This is a genomic window from Salinisphaera sp. S4-8 (assembly GCF_040361235.1).
Taxonomy (GTDB): Bacteria; Pseudomonadota; Gammaproteobacteria; order Nevskiales; family Salinisphaeraceae; genus Salinisphaera.
In genome coordinates this window covers 93,368-113,604 of record NZ_APNF01000011.1, presented here as the reverse complement: position 1 = coordinate 113,604, position 20,237 = coordinate 93,368, and the positions used below count along the sequence as shown (strand labels likewise).

Genomic DNA, 20,237 nt, shown 5'->3' with positions numbered 1-20,237 from the left:
TTTGCCACGCTCCCGGCGTGCTGCGTAAAACCAAAGACGCCAACGGCGCGCCATTGGTCAAAGACAAATCCGTGACCGGGTTCACCAACAGCGAGGAACAAGGCGCAGGCCTGACCGACGTGGTGCCGTTTCTGGTCGAGGATTCGCTCAAGGACAATGGCGGGCACTATTCCAAGGGCGAAGACTGGGCGCCGCACGTCGTCACCGAAAACAACCTGATTACCGGCCAGAATCCGGCGTCCTCGGCGGACACGGCGCAAGCGCTGCTCGAGCAGGTCCGTCGGCGCGTCGGTTCTCGCGATACCGCGCCTGCGCGGTGATCCCCAACGAGCCGCCGCGGCAGTAGGCACGAAAAAGTAGTTCGTCGAGCAATTCCTGAAGAGAAATCAACATGACACATACTCCGCCCCTACCCGGGAGCGAACACTACCCCGCCCTGTTTTCGCCGATTCGCATCGATTCACTGACACTGGACAATCGCGCCACGGTGGCCCCGATGACCCGCGCCAGCGCCAACCCCGACGGGACAGCCACCGCGCAGATGGTCGAGTATTATCGTCGCTATGCTCGCGGCGGTTTTGGCCTGGTGATTTCCGAAGGCACGTTCACCGATACTGCCTACAGCCGCGGCTATTATCGCCAGCCGGGGATTGCCACCGAGGCGCACGCGCTGTCCTGGCAGCCGGTGGTGGACGCGGTCCACGACGCCGGCGCACGGTTCGTCATGCAGCTCATGCACGCCGGCGCACAGTCGCAGTACAACGACTATGCCGACATGAACGTCGGGCCATCGGCGGTTGCGCCCTATGGCGAAACCAATCCGATCTACCACGGCAACGGCGAGCCGTATCCGGTGCCCGAAGCGCTGACCGAAACCGGCATCATCAAGGTGATCGACGGTTTCGTGGCCGCGGCCCAGCGCGCGATGCAAACCGGCTTCGACGGCGTGGAAATTCACGGCGCCAACGGTTATCTGCTCGATGAGTTCATCACCGCTTATCACAACCAACGCGATGACGAGTACGGCGGCGATATCGGCAACCGCGTGCGCCTGATCCGGCGTGTGGTGCAAAGCGTGCGCGACGCGGTGGGCCGCGACTTCGCCGTCGGCGTGCGTCTATCGCAGACCAAGATCGCCGACATGGATTATCGCTGGGACGGTCCGGACGACGCCGCCGTGATCTTTCGTGCCATGGCCGAAGCCGGCGCGAGTTATATCCACGTCACCGGCGCCGGCGCGGTCGATCCGGCTTTTTCCGCCGACGGCCCGAGCCTGGCCGAACTCGCTGCCGAACACGGCGGCGGCATCGCGGTCATCGCGAACGGCAAATTGCACGATGCGGATAAAGCCGAAGAGCAACTCGCCTCCAGCGGCGCCAGCCTGATCTCCATCGCGCGCGGGGCATTGGTCAACGCCGACTGGCCCCGGCGCATGACCGAGGCGCGCAAGCAGAACGATTTCGATCCGGACATGCTGTCGCCGCTGGCCACGCTCGACAATCAGGCTGATTGGCAAGCCAATCAGGCGGATATCTTCGAGCCTTTGCACGAATCAGATTGAGCTCAAGACGGCGGCGCCCGTGGCTGAGTCCAAGCATTTCGACGTCGTTGTCACCGTTTTTATACCGGTGTGCCCTGTGTCAGCGACACGCTGTCCAAAACTGAGTGTGCTTCGCCCGGCGCGGTGACGTGGCCAGCAATCGCCGCGAAGATCACAAGATCAGCATGCTTGCGCCCTACCTGAACTAGAACGGCATAATCTTCATCAAAAGGAGTACGTTATGACAACCAAAACAACGGCATCGACGAGCACGGGGGTGCGACACCCTCCGAGCGCGCCCCCGCGAACACCAAGCTCTATCGCACCAAGAATGACCTGCCGCCGGCGACTCGGGCTCAGGTCGCGGACTTGCTCAATCAGCGGCTCGCCGACTGTATTGACCTCCAGACCCAGTGCAAACAAGCCCACTGGAACCTGAAGGGCGCGAACTTTATCGCGCTCCACAAGCTTTTTGACGAGATCAACGACTCGGTCGAAGACTACGTCGACCTTATTGCCGAGCGCATCGCGCAGTTGGGCGGCATTGCCGAAGGCACGGCCCGCGTCGTAGCCGAGCGCTCCGCTCTGGACGTCTACCCATTGGTCCTGGAAACGAGCGATGAGCATGTCGATGCATTGTCCACGGCGCTTGCCGCATTCGCCCGCACTGCGCGGCTCGGCATCGACGAAATGGACGAGCTCGAGGATGCCGTCAGTTCGGATATTTTGACCGAAATTACAAGCGGCGTGGACCAGTGGCTCTGGTTCGTAGAGGCGCACCAGCAGGGCGAGCGAGTCGATATAAGCTGATTCGGCGACCAAGCTAATGATTTCCTGTTGTTGCTGGCGAGTGAGCTCGGGTCGTCGCCCGCCCACGCGGCCGGCGAGTCGAGCGTCCTTCAGGCGTAGCTGCACACGGTGCCGGTGTGTTGCGGTAATCGCCAACGGCGAGCTGGACGATCCCGACAAGGCCGAAGCCCAGCTCGCTTCCGGCGGCGCGAGCCTGGCCGCGGTCGCGCGCGGGGCGCTACCAAATGCCAACTGGCGACAGCGCGTGGCCGAAGACACCGCCCAGAAGGCATTCGATACCGACATGATCCAGCCGCTCGCCACACTCGACAATCAGGCGGATTGGGAAACCAACCAGGCGCATATCTTCGAGCCTTTGCACAAATCACTTTAGCTCAGAGCCTGTTCATGATCCGCACGACGCCATCGGCGGCACCTGCGTGAATTTCAGCAGCCCCTTAGGTTCGTAGCCAGAACCTTGGTGTAACCGGCTCAATTCGAGCTAGATACATGCCGAACTTACGGAGAGGGTGCCGGACTCCGGAAGCGCACATCGAATCCGTAAGCCGGCGGTGCCGAGCCCACCATCACTGGTGCCCGTAACACCGGTCTTCCGCGCGTATTAACTGCCACAAGCCAGCCAAAGCAGTACGTCGTTAGCCAAGCAAGCAGCAAGAGCGGTAAATTAGCCGCCTGCACATTTCGTCGAAAAAAATTCACGACAGATGTACGGTTTCTTGTCGATAAAATCCCATGTCATTAAAAACAACCACTTAACTGGGGATTAGCGACGGACCTTATTGTCTATCGGACAGACCTTATTGTCTGACAACAAACGATATATGCGGCGAGTGTGGCTACTCCACAGTTACGCTCTTGGCCAGATTCCGCGGCTGGTCGACGTCGGTGCCCTTGGCGACGGCGACGTGGTAGGCGAGCAGTTGTAGCGGGACGGTGTAGGCAATGGGGGCCAGCGTTTCGTCGACGTGGGGCATGTCGAGCACGGTGATGCCGGGGCCGGTATCCAGGCCGGAGGCGGCGTCGGCGAACACGTAGAGCTTGCCGCCGCGGGCGCGGACTTCCTGGAGGTTGGATTTCACCTTTTCCAGCCAGTCGTTCTTGGGCGCGATGGCGATGACGGGCATCTTTTCGTCGACCAGCGCGAGCGGGCCATGCTTGAGTTCGCCGGCGGCATAGGCTTCGGCGTGGAGATAGGAGATCTCCTTGAGCTTGAGCGCGCCTTCCATGGCGATGGGATACATGGGCCCGCGACCGAGGAACAGGGCGTGATTCTTGTCGACGAATTCTTCGGCGAGGTTACGAATGGCGTCGTCGAGTTCGAGCACGCGTTCGACCGAGGTGGCCAGCTGATGAATATCCTCGGCGAGCGCGCGCCGATCGTCGGCGTTGCGTTCAAGCATGCCGGTGAGTAGCAGCAGGCACAGCAGCTGGGTGGTGAAGGCCTTGGTGGAAGCCACACCGATTTCGGGGCCGGCGTGGGTCATGAGCACCAGATCGGACTCGCGGGTGAGCGAGCTTTCCGGCTTGTTGCAGATGGCAAGTGTGGCCAGATAGCCGCCCTCGCCGCTGCCCAGCGATTTGGCGTAGCGCAGTGCGGCCAGCGTGTCGGCCGTTTCGCCGGATTGCGATAGCGTGACGAATAGGCAGTTCTTGGGCACCACCGGATCGCGATAGCGGTATTCGCTGGCCAGTTCGACATTGCAGGGAATACGCGCCATGGCTTCGAGCCAGTAGCGCGCGACCAGCCCGGCATGGTGGCTGGTGCCACAGGCGACGATATGGATGTATTCCACGCCTTGCAGCAGTTCACGCGCATCGGCGCTGATGCTCGAGGCGAAGATATCGTCGGCGGATACACGGCCCTGCCAGGTTTCGGCCAGCGCGCGCGGTTGCTCGTAGATTTCCTTGAGCATGAAGTGGCGATAGCCGCCTTTTTCGGTCGCCGACAGGGACAGGCCGGATTCCTTGACCGGCCGGTCGACCTGCGCACCGTTGCCATCGATAATCGTATAGCTTTCGTGGGTGAGCACCACGAGATCGTCTTCTTCGAGATAGACGAAATCGCGAGTGACCGGCAGCAGCGCCGCCACGTCCGACGCCACGAAATGCTCGCCGATACCCACGCCCAGCACCAGCGGCGAGCCGCTGCGCGTAGCGACCAGGGTATGCGGGTCGTCGCGACAGATCACGGCCAGCGCATAGGCGCCGTCGAGTTCTGCGACGGTGGTCCGCACGGCGGCGGCGAGGTCGCCACTGTCGCCCAGATGACTGTCGACCAGATGGGCGATGACTTCGGTATCGGTCTGCGAGGTGAATGCGTAGCCGGCCTGTTTCAGCCGCTCGCGCAGCGGTTCGAAGTTTTCGATGATGCCGTTGTGTACCACCGCGATGCGATCGGACGAGACATGCGGATGGGCATTGGTTTCGGACACACCGCCGTGGGTCGCCCAACGCGTATGGGCAATGCCGAGCACACCCGGGCGCGGCGCTTCGGCCAATTTGTCGGCCAGCGCCTGAACCTTGCCAACCGCACGGATACGATCCAGCGACCCATCGTTGACGAGCGCCATGCCGGCCGAATCATAGCCGCGGTACTCCAGCCGCCGCAGGCCTTCGAGCAGGATGGGTTCGACATTGCGCTGCGCACTGGCGCCGACAATTCCGCACATGGCGCTGATTCCTCTGGTCGATCGATCGCGCCGCAACCCGCGGCCCGATAGCAAGCGTATGGGTTACGAGTGGCCGGGGTTGTTCTTGCGCGGGCGCTTCCAGCCGTCGATGCTGAACTGCTTGGCGCGCGAGAGCGTGAGCGTATCGGGCGGCGCGGTCTTGGTGAGCGTGGTGCCGGCACCGATGGTGGCCCCCCGCTCGACGGTGACCGGCGCCACCAGCTGGCAATCCGAGCCGATAAAGGCATCGTCGCCGATGGTGGTGACGTGCTTGTTGGCGCCGTCGTAGTTGCAGGTGATCACGCCCGCGCCGATGTTGACGTTGGCGCCTACGACCGCATCGCCGACATAGCTCAGGTGGTTGATCTTGCTGCCCGCGCCCAGCCGGAGCTTTTTGGTTTCCACGAAGTTGCCGATCTTGGCGCGATCGGCCAGCTCGGTGTCCGGGCGCAGGCGCGCGAACGGGCCAATCTGGCAGCGCGCGCCGACGGTGGCATGCTCGATGACGGTATGCGAAAGCACCTGGGTATGATCGCCGATGGTGCAGTTGCGCAGCACGCAGTGCGGGCCGATATGTACGCCCTCGCCCAGCACTACCTCGCCTTCGATCACCGCGTTCACGTCGACCAGGCAATCGCGCCCGACGCGCAACGAACCGCGCAAGTCGAAACGCTCGGGGTCGCGCAGGGTCAGGCCCTGATCCATCAGCGCATCGGCCTGGCGGCGTTGGAGTAGCCGCTCGGCGGTGGCCAGGTCGCGCTTGTCGTTAATGCCCTGGGTTTCTTCCACGCTGCCGGCCTGGCCGGCGACGATCTGTACGCCGTCACCGGCGGCCATGGCGATGCAGTCGGTCAGGTAATACTCGCCCTGGGTGTTTTCGTTGGTCAGCCGCGACAGCCAATCGCGCAGATGGCGGGCCTGGGCACAGATCAGCCCCGTGTTCACTTCGCGGATATAGCGCTCGTCGCCGCTGGCGTCCTTATCTTCGACAATGCCCACCACGCGGTTGTTGTCGTCACGCCGAATCCGGCCGTAACCGCTCGGATCGTCGAGCACCACGGTCAATAGCGCCAGGGCATCGCGACCGGCGGCATCCACCAGATGCGATAGTGTGGCCGCGCGTACCAGCGGCACATCGCCGTAGAGCACCAGCACGCTGGCATCGTCGGGCACATCGTCGATGGCCTGGCGCACGGCATGGCCGGTGCCCAGCTGCTGCTCCTGATAGACCCAGTTGACCTCGAGATACCCCAACGCCGATTGCACCTGTTCGGCGCCGTGGCCGTAGACCACGTGAATTTGCTGCGGATCCAGCGTTTGTGCGGCCTCGACCACATGCTTGAGCAACGGCCGGTCGCCCAGCGGTTGCAGCACCTTCGGCAACGCCGAACGCATGCGTTTACCCTTGCCCGCGGCCAGGACGACGATATGCAGACCCATAACTAAAGACGATTCGACGGTTTGACGTGGGACTATACAGCCCGCGGCGATTCCTGCGTAGATGCTGCGGCCGGGCGCTCGGCCAGCCAGCCCTGCCAGGCGCTTGGCGCCTGAGCCCAGACTTCGCGATGCAGCCAGCGCATACGCTGCGGATCCGCCAGTAGACGACGCTGTTCGTCGGTATCGAGCACGTCCGGGCCGTTATCCAGCGCCCGTTCCGCTAACAGCTGACGATACTCGGCAATCGCCGCGGTAAGCGAACGGTCACGCCCCTGCATGCCGGTATGCAGGGCGTTGATGACCGGATCCACCACGGCCTGCGCAAAGCCGGCCTCGGCCGGCGCGCCCGCCTCCAGCTCGACCACGCGGGCCAGTTCCGGCGGCGCGTGGCGCTCTTCGGGAATGAGCTGCAGATCGTGGCGGCGCAACCAGATACCCAGATCGGCGCGCGCAGTGAGCACGGTAATCGCCGGGGCAATGAGCAGCGGCACGAGAATCGGTGCCAGCCAGGGCGCAAAACCCGGCGTATACCACAGCAGCAACGCACCCCAGCCCAGCGCCAGCAACATGCCCCAGATATGAAAACGCAGTGCGCGCGACCACGGCACCTGGGCATCGGCACGCTGCTGGGCATTCCATTTCACCTGCTTGCCGATGAGCGTGGTGAACACGAAACGTGTATGCGCGAGCATGCGAATAGGCGCCAGCAATGACGTCAGCAGGATTTCGATCAGAGTGGAGGCGACCAGATTGCCCACGCCACCGAACTCGCGCTGCTTGCGCTTGGCCACGATCATGACCACGCCCAGAATCTTGGGCAGAAACAGCACCACGAGCGTGGCCACGAACAGACTCACCGCCCATATCGGCTGCCATACCGGCCAGGCCGGGAACAACGCCCCCGCAACCGGGAAATAGTCCGGCGTGCGCACCGCCTCGAGCACCGCTTCGGTACTCGACAGCAGCAGGAATATGAACCAGATCGCAGCCGAGGTATAGGCCATCACCCCGTTGGCGAACAGCGCCCGATGGGCCGGCGCGAGGTTGTCGGAGAACAACAATCGGATATGCTGGATATTGCCCTGGCACCAGCGCCGGTCGCGGCCCAGCTCGTCGAGCAGAGTCGGCGGCACTTCTTCATAGCTGCCGGGCAGATCGTAGGCGATGAACACGCCCCAACCGGCACGGCGCATGAGCGCAGCCTCGACGAAATCGTGGCTGAGAATATCGCCCGATAGCGCCCCACGCCCGGGCAGGCGCGGCAACGCACAGTGGGCCATGAACGGCTCGATACGGATGATCGCGTTATGCCCCCAGTAGTGGGCATTGTCCAGATGCCAGAAATGCAGGCCGGCCGCGAACATGCGCCCGTACACGCGGGTGGCGAACTGCTGCACCCGCGCGAGCACGCTGTCGCGATTGACCGCCGTAGGCGGCGTCTGGATCAGCCCCACGCCGGGGTTGGCCTGCATGCGATCGACCAGCGCGGTCAGCGTATCGCCGGCCATGATGCTGTCGGCATCGAGCACGATCATGTAGCGGTAATGCCCGCCCCAGCGACGACAGAAATCGGCCAGATTGCCGCTTTTGCGTTTCACGCGGGCCCGGCGGCGCCGATAGAACAGCCCGCCGAAGGCATCGAGCGTGCGGCACGTCTCGGCCCAGGCGTTTTCCTCGGCGATCACCGTATCCGGCTTGACCGAGTCACTGAGCACGAAGAAATCGAACTCGTCGAGCCGGCCGGTCGCCTGTACCGATTCATAAATCGCGCGCAGACCGGCAAACGTACGGGTGACGTCTTCCTCGTAGATCGGCATGACGATGGCGGTACGTGCCGCGCCCTCGACCGGTGGCTTGCGCGGCGGTGGGCCGCTCGGCGCATCGCTGCGTACGAGATACCGATCACCCCGCCAGAGCACGAAAAAACCGGACAACGCCGTCCAGAAACCCACCAGAATCCAGGCAAACAGCAAAAACGCCGCGCCCAGAATGAAGGCTTCCAGCACGGTCGCACCGCGATGCGGCAAGACCGTGGCCATATAGGCTGCCGCGCCGGCTGCGGGAAAGGCGACCATCAGCGCCAGCAACGTCTGGCGCCAGCGCACCACGCCCTTGAGCCGGCTGGGTACCGACTTGGGCAACGCGTTACTGCCGCGGCCAAGCCAGGGCAGAATGCGCCACGGCCGGCGATCGATATCCGCCGGCGACATGGGCCAACGGTTGAGCGGCGGCATGGCGGCGGTACGCAGTGCCCCGGCGGTCGGCGCGCGCGTCTGCGACGCCTGCCCCATATCCGGGTAGCTGTCGTGCAAGCGGCCCATCAGCGCACGGTCGTCGGCCTCGAGCTCGGGCTGACCGTAGGCGTTTTCGAGTTCGGCATGCAGCAGGTCGAGCGCGGCACGCCGGTCTCCCGGCTGGGCATCGAGTACGCGGGCGCGCAGGCGGCGGCGTTTGTCGTCGGCCAGATCCAGATGCGAAAGATAGCCATCGATCGCCTGGGTCACCTCGGCGGCTGGGTTGGTATCGCTCACGGTGATAACGCGTAGCTCCAGGTCTCGGTCAACGCACCGCCATCGGCGCCGGCGAGATAGGCGCGCAGCTCAAGCGGCGTCTTCAACGAATCCGTGGGCACGAGGAAGGTTAATCGCCAGCCGCCGGTATGCGGATTGCGAATGGCCTCGATGTTGTTGATGGTCGCATCGCGCATGGCGTTCACACGCGGTTGCACACTAGCCGGATCGGTGAGCTTTTCCAGTTCGCCGCCGACGAAATCGATCGCCACACGAATGGTATTGCGCGGCTGGCCCGGGGTGACGGCGGCCCGGCCGATACGCGTAGCCGCGGTATGCGCCAACGACGCGGGACTGGCCAGTTCCATACCCCATTTGATCGTGTAGGCATAGTGCAGGCGCTCGCCGGCCGTCACCGGATCATTGGGTACCCAGTACAGCGCGACGTTGTCGTTGACTTCGCTTTCCGAGGGGATCTGGACCAGTTCCAGATGGCCCTTCCCCCAATCGCCTTCGGGCGTAATCCAGGCGCCCGGGCGTTTTTCGTATTCGTAGTCCAGATCCTGGTAATGATCGAAATCACGATCGCGCTGGAGCAGGCCGAACCCGCGGACGTTGTCGGCCGAGAGCTGGTTCATCGTCAACCGCTGCGGGTTGCGTAACGGGCGCCACAGCCATTCGCCGTTGGTCGCGGAGATGAGCAGCCCATCGGAGTCGTGCGCCTCGGGGCGATAATCGTCGAGGCGCGCAAGACTGTTTTCGCCCCACATGAACATGCTGGTGAGCGGGGCCACGCCCAGTTTCGTGATCGCCTTGCGCGTGAACAGCGTCGCCTCGACACGTGTGAGGGTGGAATCCCCCGGCGTAATCTCGAAGCGATAGGCACCGGCCGCACTGGGCGAATCCAGCAGGGCATAGGCAGTCACGGTCTTGTCCTGCGGCTTGGGCCGGACCAGCCAGAAGCTTACGAACGCGGGAAATTCCTCGCCCTTGTCGCTGCCGGTATCGATGGCCAGCCCGCGTGCGGACAGGCCATAGTGCTGATCGCTGCCGAGCGCACGAAAATAGGACGCGCCCAGAAACGAGGCGACTTCGTCGAGCTTGCCGGGGGTGCCCAGTTCGTGCAGAAACTTCAGACCGGCATAGCCGAGATCGTCGGGAATGCGGTTACGCAATTCGTCGTTGGGGTACTGGAAACGGTTCTTGTCGAACCGAAATTCGCCCACGTCCCCATCGTTGACCAGATTGATGCGCACGGCATGCGTGTAGTACGAGCCGGGGTGATAGAACATCACCTCGAAGGGCAGCTGCATGTCGTGCCAGAGCGCGCTGTCGGACTTGTAGCTGATCTGCTCGAGGGTGGAAAAATCGAAATCCTGCAGGAACTGCGGGATCTGGGCCGGCGCTTCGTAGGGCTTGCCCGCCAGCGCCTGGGCTTTGGCGACCACGGTGTCGTAGCCGAAGGCGCTGCGCTTTTTAGCCGCGTCGCTGCCGTCGGTGGTTTGTTGGGCAGCGTCCGGCTTTTTAGCCGGGGCAGACGAATCCTGTGCTGTTGCCGGCAGCGCCAACGCTGCGCCGAGCACGACGAAACCGGCAAGCATGCCGGCAGGCCAATGCCTTGTCATGTATCACTCCAATGTTGGCCGGCCACCCCGCCCTGCTGCTACCGACCCGGATAACGCGGGCGAGTTCCCCCTCGTCTACGCGTCATAATAACCCATCAAAACACGTGCCAGTTACACGCGGCCGCCGGAATCTAGCGCCGGCGCTGCCACGGCAGGCGCAGCGTTTCCGCCATGGTGCGAATACCCGGCAGGAGCGCACCGGTACTCTGAGTGAAATTGAGCGTCATCTGCAGGTCGTCGCCCAACTCCGGCGTGGGCGACCAACCGGCCGACAGATAATTGACGCTAAAATCGATACGGTCGCTCAGCTGAGACAGCCCCAGGTTCAGACCTGCGCGCGCGGCACTGCCATGAAGCTGATAACGGCTTTCGCCGAGGGCGAAGGTCGGCGACAACTCGGCCTCCAGGCCCGCGATGGTCAGACCGCGACTTGCCGACAGCCGCCAGAGCCGGCCGTCCACGGGCAGATCCAGCGGCGCGTCCATGCTCGCGTCGTACCAGCCGAGGCTGCTGTTCATGCGCCAGTCCCGCCATTGCAGCGTCTGGCTGGCCAGTTCAAGCGCCAGGGGCGTGCCGTTGTCCGCCCGGGTATCGATGGGCGCCCCCAGTTCCGCCCGTAGCTGCCAGGGCCGGCCGATATCTGTCGCGCGAGCATTGCGTGACAGGAGAAAAGTCTGGGCCAGGGCCGCCTCCTCGCGCAATGGCGATGGCTCGTGCAGACGCACGTCGTGGGACAACTGCCAACTGTCACCCAGCGGGCGGCTGGCCTGCAGGCCGAAACCACGATCGCCCGCAACCACCGAACTGCCCAGCGCATCGAATTGGGCATCGGCCTGGAAATACCGCAGCGTCAAATCGTTGGCGCCCAGCGACTGGGTCAGGCCGAGGCTGGCCGCACGCCCCGTGCGCACCGTGCCGTTATCCGCGGTGTTGTTCACCTGGGCGACTTCGGTGGCCAGATCGGGCATATACCAGCGTCCGCCCAGATCGAAGCGGTTTTCGGCCCGCAGCAATGTCTGGCCGCCCGCAAGGGTAGTGCCCTCGCCTTCGGTACGCAAGGCCGATAGATGCAAGCGCGAGCCATCGCTCGCGCCACCCTGCCACTGCAGGCCGCTGGTCAGATAGCGTTCGTCGCGGGTGCTCAGCGCATCGACGCCGAAGAAAGCTTCCGCGCGGCCCAGCCCCTTGCGCATGCTGGACAGATCCACTTCCCGTTCTTCACCGTGGATGGTGCGCTCGAACGAGGACGACATGAACGGGGAGATGGATTTCGTGGGTCCGGCGAGCGCCACTAACGGGCTCGCGAGCAACAAACCCAGCGCGAGCCGAATAGCGGTTCGAATTGCGAGGCCGTCCGACGGCATGCCGTATACCGAAACAGTAATGGAGTGTCGCAGTGCAACAACCTAGACGATTGTTGCGCAGCCGGCAAGTTAACCGTTATATCTCGCCTGATTTATTAGGTACCGCCGCGCCAGGCGAGCGGTACGCCCAACCGGCTAGTGGTTCGAACGCAGCTTCTTGACGATGCTCAGGCGCGCGGCCGCTTCGGCCAGTTCGGCCTGGGCCTGGGCAATATCCATCTTGTCCTCGGCCTTGGCAAGCTCTTCTTCGGCGCGCTGCTTGGCCTTTTCGGCCGCGGCCTCATCGATATCCGCGGCCCGCTCGGCGGTATCCGCCAGCACCGTGACCAGATGCGGCTGCACCTCGAGCACCCCGCCCGAGACAAAGAACTGCTGCTCGTCCTGGCCTTCCTGCTGGATACGAACCTGGCCGGGGCGCATACGCGTGAGCAGCGGCGCATGGCGCGGCGCGATCCCGACTTCGCCCAGTTCGGCGGCGACGAACACCATGGTCGCCGAGCCGGAATAGATCTGGCCTTCGGCACTGACGAGGTCAACGTGTAGTTTCATATCGCGGCTCTAGGAGAGGAAGAAGACCGATGCCACCGGCATCGGTCATGCCTTGCAGTTCAGGCGCCGATCAGGCCGCCTTCTTGCCCATATCTTCGCCCTTCTTGACGGCCTCGTCGATGGTGCCAACCATGTAGAAGGCCTGCTCGGGCAGGTGATCGTAGTCGCCGTCGACAATGCCACGGAAACCGCGGATCGTTTCGGACAGCGGCACGTACTTGCCGGGCGAACCGGTGAACACCTCGGCCACGAAGAACGGCTGCGACAGGAAGCGCTCGATCTTACGGGCACGGGCCACCGACAGCTTGTCTTCTTCGGAGAGCTCGTCCATGCCCAGAATGGCGATGATGTCCTTGAGCTCGCGATAGCGCTGCAGCGTCTGCTGCACATCGCGGGCCGTCTGGTAGTGGTCGTTGCCAATGACGTTCGGATCGAGCTGACGCGAGGTCGAGTCGAGCGGATCCACCGCCGGGTAAATACCACGCTCGGCGATACCACGGGCCAACACGACGGTCGCGTCCAGATGCGCGAAGGTGGTTGCCGGCGACGGGTCGGTCAAGTCGTCCGCGGGCACATACACGGCCTGCACGGAGGTAATGGAACCCGTCTTGGTCGAGGTAATACGCTCCTGGAGCAGGCCCATTTCCTCGGCCAGCGTGGGCTGGTAACCCACCGCGGAGGGCATACGACCCAACAGCGCCGAAACCTCGGTACCGGCCAGCGTGTAACGATAGATGTTGTCGATGAACAACAGTACGTCACGACCTTCGTCACGGAAGAACTCGGCCATGGTCAGGCCGGTCAGCGCAACACGCAGACGGTTACCCGGCGGCTCGTTCATCTGGCCGTAGACCAGGGCCACCTTGTCGATAACGTTCGACTCCTTCATTTCGTAGTAGAAGTCGTTGCCTTCACGGGTGCGCTCGCCGACGCCGGCAAACACCGAGTAGCCCGAGTGCTCGGCCGCGATGTTACGGATGAGCTCCATCATGTTGACGGTCTTGCCCACGCCGGCACCGCCGAACAGGCCGACCTTGCCACCCTTGGCGAAGGGGCAGAGCAGATCGATGACCTTAATACCGGTTTCGAGCAGCTCCTGGCTGCCGGCCTGGTCCTCGAACGTCGGCGGCGCACGGTGAATCGGCGCGGTTTCGTCGGCGCCGATGTCGCCGCTGTTATCGATCGGATGGCCCAGCACGTTCATGATGCGGCCCAGGGTCTTCTGCCCCACCGGTACCGAGATCGGCTTACCGGTGTTCTCGACCGTGGCACCGCGGGACAGACCTTCGGTCACGCCCATGGCAATACAGCGCACCACGCCGTCGCCAATCTGCTGCTCTACCTCGAGTACGAGATCTTCGCCGCCCTCGACCTTGAGGATCAGCGCGTCGAAAATTTGGGGCAACGATTCGCGATCGAATTCCACGTCCACGACCGGGCCGATGATCTGTACGACTTTACCGCTACTCATATCCGATTCCTCACCTGGGCAGCGCTCGCCGCTGCCGATCTGTGTCTAGGGTTTCGCCTGTTCGGGTCTTACGATACCGCGGCCGCGCCGGCCACGATTTCCGACAGCTCCTGCGTAATTGCCGCCTGGCGCTGCTTGTTGTATTCGAGCTGGAGGTCGTCGATGATTTCGCCCGCGTTGTCCGAGGCGGACTTCATGGCGACCATACGTGCCGCCATCTCGCAGGCGACGTTCTCGACGACGCCCTGATAGACCTGGGCCTCGACATAACGCACCAGAATCGACTCCAGCAATTCGGCCGGCTCCGGTTCGTAGATATAGTCCCAGTGATCGGGCAACTCTTCGTCGTCGTCCTCGGGCACCGGCAGCAACTGCTGGGTAGCCGGGCGTTGCGTCATGGTATTGACGAACTCGTTGCCCATCAGGAACAGCCGATCGATATTGCCTTCCCGATAATCGTCGAGCATCACCTTGATGGTGCCGATCAAATCCTCGAGATGCGGCCGATCGCCCAGGTCCGTGACCTCGGCCTTGATGTCCTTGATACGGCGAAAGAAGCTGGCCGCCTTGCGGCCAACCACCACGATCTCGACCGGGACGTTCTTCTTGTCCCACTCGCGCAGTTCGCCGAGCACCTTGCGGAACAGGTTGATGTTCAGGCCGCCGCACAAACCGCGATCGGTCGAGATCACGATCATGCCCACGCGATTGACCTCGCGCTCGACCATGAACGGATGCTGGAAGTCCGGGTTGGCCTGGGCCAAATGGCCGATGGTGCGCCGGATCTTCTGGGCATAGGGTCGCGCCGCCTCGACACGCTCCTGGGCCTTGCGCATCTTCGACGCCGCGACCATTTCCATGGCCTTGGTGATCTTCTGCGTATTTTCTACGCTCTTGATCTTGCTCTTGACTTCCTTGCCGCCGGCCATCAGTTGACTCCGTTGGTGGACTCAGGAACGCGCGGTGTTACCACGTATGCGTTTCCTTGAATTCCTTGAGCGCGCTGTGCAGTTCCGACTTGATCTCGTCGTTGTAGTCGCCGGTGTCGTTGATCTTGTCGACCAGCTCTTTCTGCTCGTTTTCCATGTACTGATGCAGCGCGGCCTCGAAGTCGGTGACCTTGTCGGCATCGACGTCGTCGAGGTAACCCTCTTCGGCCGCGAACAGCGAGGAAGCCGTCAACGCCACCGACAGCGGGTTGTACTGCTTCTGAATCATCAGCTTGGTGACACGCTCACCGTGCTCGAGCTGCTTACGCGTGGCATCGTCCAGATCGGAGGCAAACTGCGCGAATGCCGCCAACTCACGGTACTGGGCCAGCGCCAGACGAATACCGCCGCCCAGCTTCTTGATGATCTTGGTCTGGGCCGAACCACCCACACGCGAGACCGACAGACCGGCGTTCACGGCCGGGCGGGTGCCGGCGTTGAACATATCCGTTTCCAGATAAATCTGGCCGTCGGTGATCGAGATCACGTTGGTCGGCACGAAGGCAGACACGTCACCCGCCTGGGTTTCGATGATCGGCAGCGCCGTCAGCGAACCGGTCTTGCCCTTGACCTTGCCTTCGGTCAGCTTTTCCACGTAATCGGCGTTGATACGCGAAGCGCGCTCGAGCAGACGGGAATGCAGGTAGAACACGTCACCCGGATAGGCTTCACGGCCCGGCGGACGACGCAGCAGCAGCGAAATCTGACGATAGGCGACAGCCTGCTTGGACAGATCGTCATAGACGATCAGCGCGTCTTCGCCCTTGTCGCGGAAGAACTCGCCCATCGAGCAACCGGCATAGGGGGCGATGTACTGCAGCGCCGGCGAGATCGCCGCACCTGCAGCAACCACGATGGTGTGATCCATCGCGCCTTCCTGCTCGAGCTTGCGCACCACGTTGGCGATCGAGCTGTTCTTCTGCCCGATGGCCACGTAGATGCACTTAATGCCGGTGTTCTTCTGATTGATGATGGCGTCGATCGCGATCGCGGTCTTGCCGATCTGGCGGTCACCAATGATTAGCTCACGCTGGCCGCGGCCGATCGGGATCATTGCGTCGATCGATTTCAGACCGGTCTGGACCGGCTCGTCCACGGACTGGCGTTCGATCACGCCCGGGGCGACCTTTTCGATCGGCGAGGTCTGGCTGGTGCCCAGCTCGCCCTTGCCGTCAATCGGGTTGCCCAGCGGATCGACCACGCGCCCGAGCAGCTCGTCGCCGACCGGCACTTCCAGAATGCGTCCGGTCGTCTTGACCTCGCAGCCTTCCGAAATATGCGTGTACTCGCCCATGAGCACCGCGCCCACCGAATCCCGCTCGAGGTTGAGCGCGATACCGTAGGTGCCGCCCGGGAATTCGAGCATTTCGCCCTGCATGGCATCGGCGAGGCCGTGGATTTTTGCAATCCCGTCGGCGAGGCTCACCAGTGTGCCGACATTGCGCGACTCGGTCACGGAATCGAAGTTTTCGATCCGTTTCTTGATCAGGTCTGAAATTTCCGACGGATTGAGTTGCATTGACCTTATTCCTCTATATCCATGTCGCTGCGGCGAGCTGCCGCCAGCGGATGATCGCCTGTGGGTCGAGCTATTGCGCGAGCGACTGACGCATGCGCTCAAGCTGTGCGCGCAATGAACCGTCGATCACCAGGTCGCCGGCGCGGATCACGGCCCCGCCGATCACGTCTTCGTCCTGCTCGAACGTCAGCCGTACGCTGCGATCGAGCCGTTTTTCCAGCGATTTGGCCAAGGCCGCACGCTGCTCTTCGGAAAACTCGACCGCCGATGTCACGTTGACATCCACGCGGTGTTCGGCCTCGGCCTTGCGCTGCTCGTAGAGCGTGGCAATGGCGGGCGCAAGACTCAGACGCCCATTGGCCACGAGCAGCCGCACGAGGTTGGCACTGGATTCGTCCAGATCGTCGCCGCCAATCTCGATGACCAAATCGGCCAGCCGACTGTCGGCGATTTCCGGATTATCCAGCAGCAGGACCACGTCCGGGTTCGAGACGATGGCCGAAAGCGCATTCAGCGCCTGCGACCATTCATCCAGCCGGCCCTGGCTATCGGCCAGTTCGAAAACGGCCTCGGCGTACGGCCGTGCGAGCGTCTGCGTCTCGGCCATGGCTAACGAATCTCCGCGACGAGGTCGTCGATGATGTCGTTATGCGCCTTGGCGTCGATCTCGCGCTTGAGAATGCGCTCGGCGCCGACAACGGCCAGCGAGCCCACTTCTCGACGCAGATCTTCCTTGGCAGAGGCCACGGCCTGATCGACCTCTTCGCGGGCGGCGGTGACAATACGCTCGCCTTCGGCGCGCGCGTCCTCCCGTGCCCGTTCGAGGGTATCGTCGGCCTGACGCTGCGCATTGGTCAGGATTTCCTGAGCCTGCGTACGCGCCTTGGCGACCATTTCCTCGGCCTTGGCGGTGGCTTCGTTGAGCTCGCGGGCGCCGCGTTCGGCAGCCGCCAGCCCTTCGCTGATCCGCTTCTGGCGATCACGCATGGCGTTCATGATCGGCGGCCATACGAACTTCATTGTGAACCAGACGAAGACCGCGAAGACGATCATCTGGGCCAGCAGTGTGGCATTGATGCTCATGGGTTACCCCTGGCTTTCGTAACTCGACTTAAGCGACTAGGCGAAACCGGGTGTTAGCCGCCACCGGACTGCACGGCCGCCAGGAAGGGGTTGGCGAACGTCAGGAACAGGGCGATACCCACGCCGATCATCGACACGGCGTCGAGCAGGCCGGCGATCAGAAACATACGGCCGGTCAGCATCGGGGCCATTTCCGGCTGACGAGCCAGGCCTTCCAGGAATTTGCCGCCCAGCAGACCGAAGCCCAGTGCGGTACCGATGGCGCCGAAGCCGATCAGCATCGCAACGGCAATGGCGGTCATGCCCTGGACGTCAGCAATTGCTTGTTCCATTTTCTACTCTCCAGTTTACGAGTCAGTGGGGTCAGTGGTCAGTGAATGCGTCGATCAGTGGTGCTCTTGCGCCATGCTCAGATACACGATGGTGAGCATGCCGAAGATATAAGCCTGCAGTGTGATCACCAGAATATGGAAGATCGCCCAGCCGACGCCGAGCAGTATCTGCAGGATAAACATGGGCACGGCCAGCAGGCTGGCGCCCGCGCCGAGCGTAAACACGGCGATCAGAATGAAGATCAGCTCGCCCGCGTACAGGTTGCCAAACAGTCGCAGCGACAGCGATACCGGCTTGGCGACCGTTTCCACCACGAACAACATGAAGTTGAAAGGCGCAAGCCACGGGCCGAATGGGTGGGTAAGCGTTTCCTTGAGAAAGCCCAACCCTCCCTTGATCTTCACGCTGTAGAACATCATCAGCAAAAAGACCGAGATCGACAGCCCGAAGGTAATGTTCAGATCGGTCGACGGCACGACCTTGAGGTATTCGATGCCGCTGGCATGGGCCGCGGCCGGCAGCGCATCCACCGGAATGAGGTCCATGAAGTTCATCAGAAAGACCCAGACGAAGATCGTCAGCGCCAACGGCGCGATCAGCTTCGACTGACCGTGATAGATGTCGCGCACCTGGGTATCGGTGAAATCGACGACCATCTCGACGAAGTTCTGCAGCCCGCCCGGCTCAGTCGCGGTGGCTTTTTTGGCGGCCATGCGGAAGAAGAACAGAAAGAACACGCCCAGGATGATCGAGAAGAACAGGCTATCGACGTTGAGCACCCAGAAACCGCTGGCGTGCCCGTCGAAGGACATGCTGCTCAGATCGAACTTGAGGTTCGTCAGATGGTGCTGGATGTATTGGGTAGCGGAGCCTCCGCCTTCGGCACTGGCCATACGATTTGTCCTCGATGAAAGCCTATGTCGAACCCGCTGCCATTTGTGCCAGCTAGCGCGTCAATATGAGGGCGAGCCAGTAACAAGCCAGGCAAGCCACGTACGTTCCCAGCAGTACAAGAAACTGCTGGCCAAACAAAAGGGCTGCCGTGAAAAACAGCCCTACGGTCAATCCCAGTTTTCCCAACTCGCCCCAATAGAAGGCGCGAGCCATTTTAGATGCATCCACCTGACGGCGGCGCGGCAACATCCACAGTGCCATCCATAATCCCGGCACTGCCGCCACGACCGCGCCGAACAGGGCAGCGCCAGCCGATGCCGGACCGATCATGAGGCCGACAAGGCCAGCCATGATCAGACCGATTGCGACTTGCGCGCCAAGCACAGCCCAGGCGAGGCGCATATTACGCAGACGTGGTCGGGATATCACAACAGCAATCCCCCACCGCGACCCCGGACTGACACGCGATTTTCTCGCGGCATGCCCGGCGCTCGGCGGACTATAGACAAAGCGAAATGGAAGGTCAATCGCGTCGAAAACGCCTGTTATTTACAACAAAAGGCGTTCGCGCCGAACTCTTGGCGCTACTTGAGACGGTCGAGCAGGGTATCGAGTTCGCCCGCGTTCGGATAGTCGATGACCACCCGTGCGCGCCCGCCGCGCTGCGAGCGCACCGTGACCTTGGCCCCAAGGGATTCACCCAGCTCGCGCTCGAAGCGAACCAGCCGGTTGCTCTGGCGCGGCGCGGCATCGACATCCTTTTCGGCCATGGCCGAGGCGACCAGCGCTTCGGTCTGGCGCACGGTCAGCTGACGTGCGGCCACGCGCGCGGCCAGATCGGCCTGCAAGGCACTGGGCGCGCCCAGCAGCGCTCGGGCATGACCCATTTGGATATCGCCTGCGCGTAGCAGCGCCTGCGCCTCGGGCACCAGCTCGGCCAGCCGCAGCAGATTGGACACGCTCGCGCGCGAGCGCCCCACGGCCTGGGCACAGGCCGCATGGGTCATGCCGCATTCGTCGATCAGGCGACGCAGCGCCGCAGCCTCTTCCAGCGGGTTGAGGTCTTCGCGCTGAATATTCTCGATGAGCGCGACCGCCATCGCCGCTTCGTCGGCCATCGGCCGGACCACCGCGGGCACCGTAGCCAACCCGGCCAGACGCGCGGCCCGCCAGCGCCGCTCACCGGCGACGATTTCGTAGCCGCCCTCGGCTTCGCGCACGACCAGCGGCTGAACCACGCCCTGAGTACGAATCGATTGCGCGAGCGCCTCCAACGCCTCGGCGTCCATATCGCGACGCGGCTGATAACGCCCTGGACGCAGGGCATCGAGCTCGAGCTCGACGAGTTCGCTTGCGCTATCCGGGGTATCGTCGAAATCGTTGGAGAGCAGCGATTCCAGGCCGCGCCCGAGTCCGCGTTTTTTTTGTGCCATAGCCCGAT

The 20,237-nt window shown here is 62.9% G+C and carries 19 protein-coding genes; 4 read left to right on the top strand and 15 right to left on the bottom strand.

The genetic code is table 11. The annotated features are described in order from the left end of the window. The 4 genes from S4A8_RS15780 to S4A8_RS15765 all read left to right on the top strand — a co-directional run. Positions 1-320: type 1 glutamine amidotransferase family protein (locus S4A8_RS15780; RefSeq protein WP_502950751.1), on the top strand; the 320-nt coding region annotated here is incomplete at its 5' end. Positions 321-391: 71 nt separating this feature from the next. After that, entirely contained in the window at positions 392-1,561 is a 1,170-nt protein-coding gene (locus tag S4A8_RS15775) for an oxidoreductase (RefSeq protein ID WP_353220869.1), read from the top strand. Between the two features lie 240 nt (positions 1,562-1,801). Next, the gene (gene dps / locus S4A8_RS15770; RefSeq protein WP_353220871.1) at positions 1,802-2,350 is read left to right on the top strand and encodes a DNA starvation/stationary phase protection protein Dps; all 549 of its coding nucleotides are present in this window, start codon (positions 1,802-1,804) and stop codon (positions 2,348-2,350) included. Positions 2,351-2,594: 244 nt separating this feature from the next. After that, on the top strand, positions 2,595-2,723 hold the full coding sequence (locus S4A8_RS15765) for a hypothetical protein (protein ID WP_353220868.1): 129 nt from the start codon (positions 2,595-2,597) through the stop codon (positions 2,721-2,723). A gap of 463 nt (positions 2,724-3,186) precedes the next feature. Here S4A8_RS15765 and glmS read toward each other — a convergent pair whose 3' ends face one another. The 15 genes from glmS to S4A8_RS15690 form a co-directional block, all read right to left on the bottom strand. Beyond that, complete coding sequence (gene glmS / locus S4A8_RS15760) at positions 3,187-5,019, bottom strand: glutamine--fructose-6-phosphate transaminase (isomerizing) (protein WP_353220867.1); 1,833 nt, start codon at positions 5,017-5,019, stop codon at positions 3,187-3,189. Between the two features lie 63 nt (positions 5,020-5,082). After that, complete coding sequence (gene glmU / locus S4A8_RS15755; RefSeq protein WP_353220866.1) at positions 5,083-6,459, bottom strand: bifunctional UDP-N-acetylglucosamine diphosphorylase/glucosamine-1-phosphate N-acetyltransferase GlmU; 1,377 nt, start codon at positions 6,457-6,459, stop codon at positions 5,083-5,085. Between the two features lie 32 nt (positions 6,460-6,491). Next, complete coding sequence (gene mdoH / locus S4A8_RS15750; RefSeq protein ID WP_353220865.1) at positions 6,492-8,990, bottom strand: glucans biosynthesis glucosyltransferase MdoH; 2,499 nt, start codon at positions 8,988-8,990, stop codon at positions 6,492-6,494. Then, positions 8,987-10,594: an OpgD/OpgG family glucan biosynthesis protein gene (locus S4A8_RS15745; protein ID WP_353179198.1), complete on the bottom strand. Its 1,608-nt coding sequence runs from the start codon at positions 10,592-10,594 to the stop codon at positions 8,987-8,989. Before S4A8_RS15745 ends, mdoH begins: the two co-directional genes overlap by 4 nt. Before the next feature lie 131 nt (positions 10,595-10,725). Continuing rightward, positions 10,726-11,886, bottom strand: a complete 1,161-nt coding sequence (locus S4A8_RS15740) for a hypothetical protein (protein WP_353220864.1) — start codon at positions 11,884-11,886, stop codon at positions 10,726-10,728. A 207-nt stretch (positions 11,887-12,093) separates the two neighbouring features. Further along, the gene (locus S4A8_RS15735) at positions 12,094-12,507 is read right to left on the bottom strand and encodes a F0F1 ATP synthase subunit epsilon (protein WP_353179202.1); all 414 of its coding nucleotides are present in this window, start codon (positions 12,505-12,507) and stop codon (positions 12,094-12,096) included. A gap of 70 nt (positions 12,508-12,577) precedes the next feature. After that, a complete protein-coding gene (atpD, locus tag S4A8_RS15730) occupies positions 12,578-13,978 on the bottom strand; it encodes a F0F1 ATP synthase subunit beta (protein ID WP_353179203.1) in 1,401 nt (466 codons plus the stop codon). Between the two features lie 68 nt (positions 13,979-14,046). Beyond that, a complete protein-coding gene (gene atpG, locus S4A8_RS15725; RefSeq protein ID WP_353220863.1) occupies positions 14,047-14,907 on the bottom strand; it encodes a F0F1 ATP synthase subunit gamma in 861 nt (286 codons plus the stop codon). A 37-nt stretch (positions 14,908-14,944) separates the two neighbouring features. Next, positions 14,945-16,486 (bottom strand): F0F1 ATP synthase subunit alpha, encoded by a 1,542-nt coding sequence (gene atpA, locus S4A8_RS15720; RefSeq protein ID WP_353220862.1) that lies wholly within the window; start codon positions 16,484-16,486, stop codon positions 14,945-14,947. A gap of 70 nt (positions 16,487-16,556) precedes the next feature. Continuing rightward, complete coding sequence (locus S4A8_RS15715) at positions 16,557-17,093, bottom strand: F0F1 ATP synthase subunit delta (RefSeq protein WP_353220861.1); 537 nt, start codon at positions 17,091-17,093, stop codon at positions 16,557-16,559. A gap of 2 nt (positions 17,094-17,095) precedes the next feature. After that, positions 17,096-17,569 (bottom strand): F0F1 ATP synthase subunit B, encoded by a 474-nt coding sequence (locus tag S4A8_RS15710; protein WP_353179210.1) that lies wholly within the window; start codon positions 17,567-17,569, stop codon positions 17,096-17,098. 53 nt (positions 17,570-17,622) lie between these two features. Then, positions 17,623-17,901: a F0F1 ATP synthase subunit C gene (atpE, locus tag S4A8_RS15705; protein WP_353179212.1), complete on the bottom strand. Its 279-nt coding sequence runs from the start codon at positions 17,899-17,901 to the stop codon at positions 17,623-17,625. Positions 17,902-17,955: 54 nt separating this feature from the next. Then, positions 17,956-18,795 (bottom strand): F0F1 ATP synthase subunit A, encoded by an 840-nt coding sequence (gene atpB, locus S4A8_RS15700; RefSeq protein WP_353179214.1) that lies wholly within the window; start codon positions 18,793-18,795, stop codon positions 17,956-17,958. Positions 18,796-18,847: 52 nt separating this feature from the next. Then, a complete protein-coding gene (locus S4A8_RS15695; RefSeq protein ID WP_353179216.1) occupies positions 18,848-19,198 on the bottom strand; it encodes an ATP synthase subunit I in 351 nt (116 codons plus the stop codon). A gap of 182 nt (positions 19,199-19,380) precedes the next feature. Further along, positions 19,381-20,229 carry a ParB/RepB/Spo0J family partition protein gene (locus S4A8_RS15690; RefSeq protein ID WP_353220860.1) on the bottom strand — a complete coding sequence of 283 codons (849 nt, stop codon included), beginning with the start codon at positions 20,227-20,229 and terminating at the stop codon, positions 19,381-19,383. Positions 20,230-20,237 lie beyond the last annotated feature (8 nt).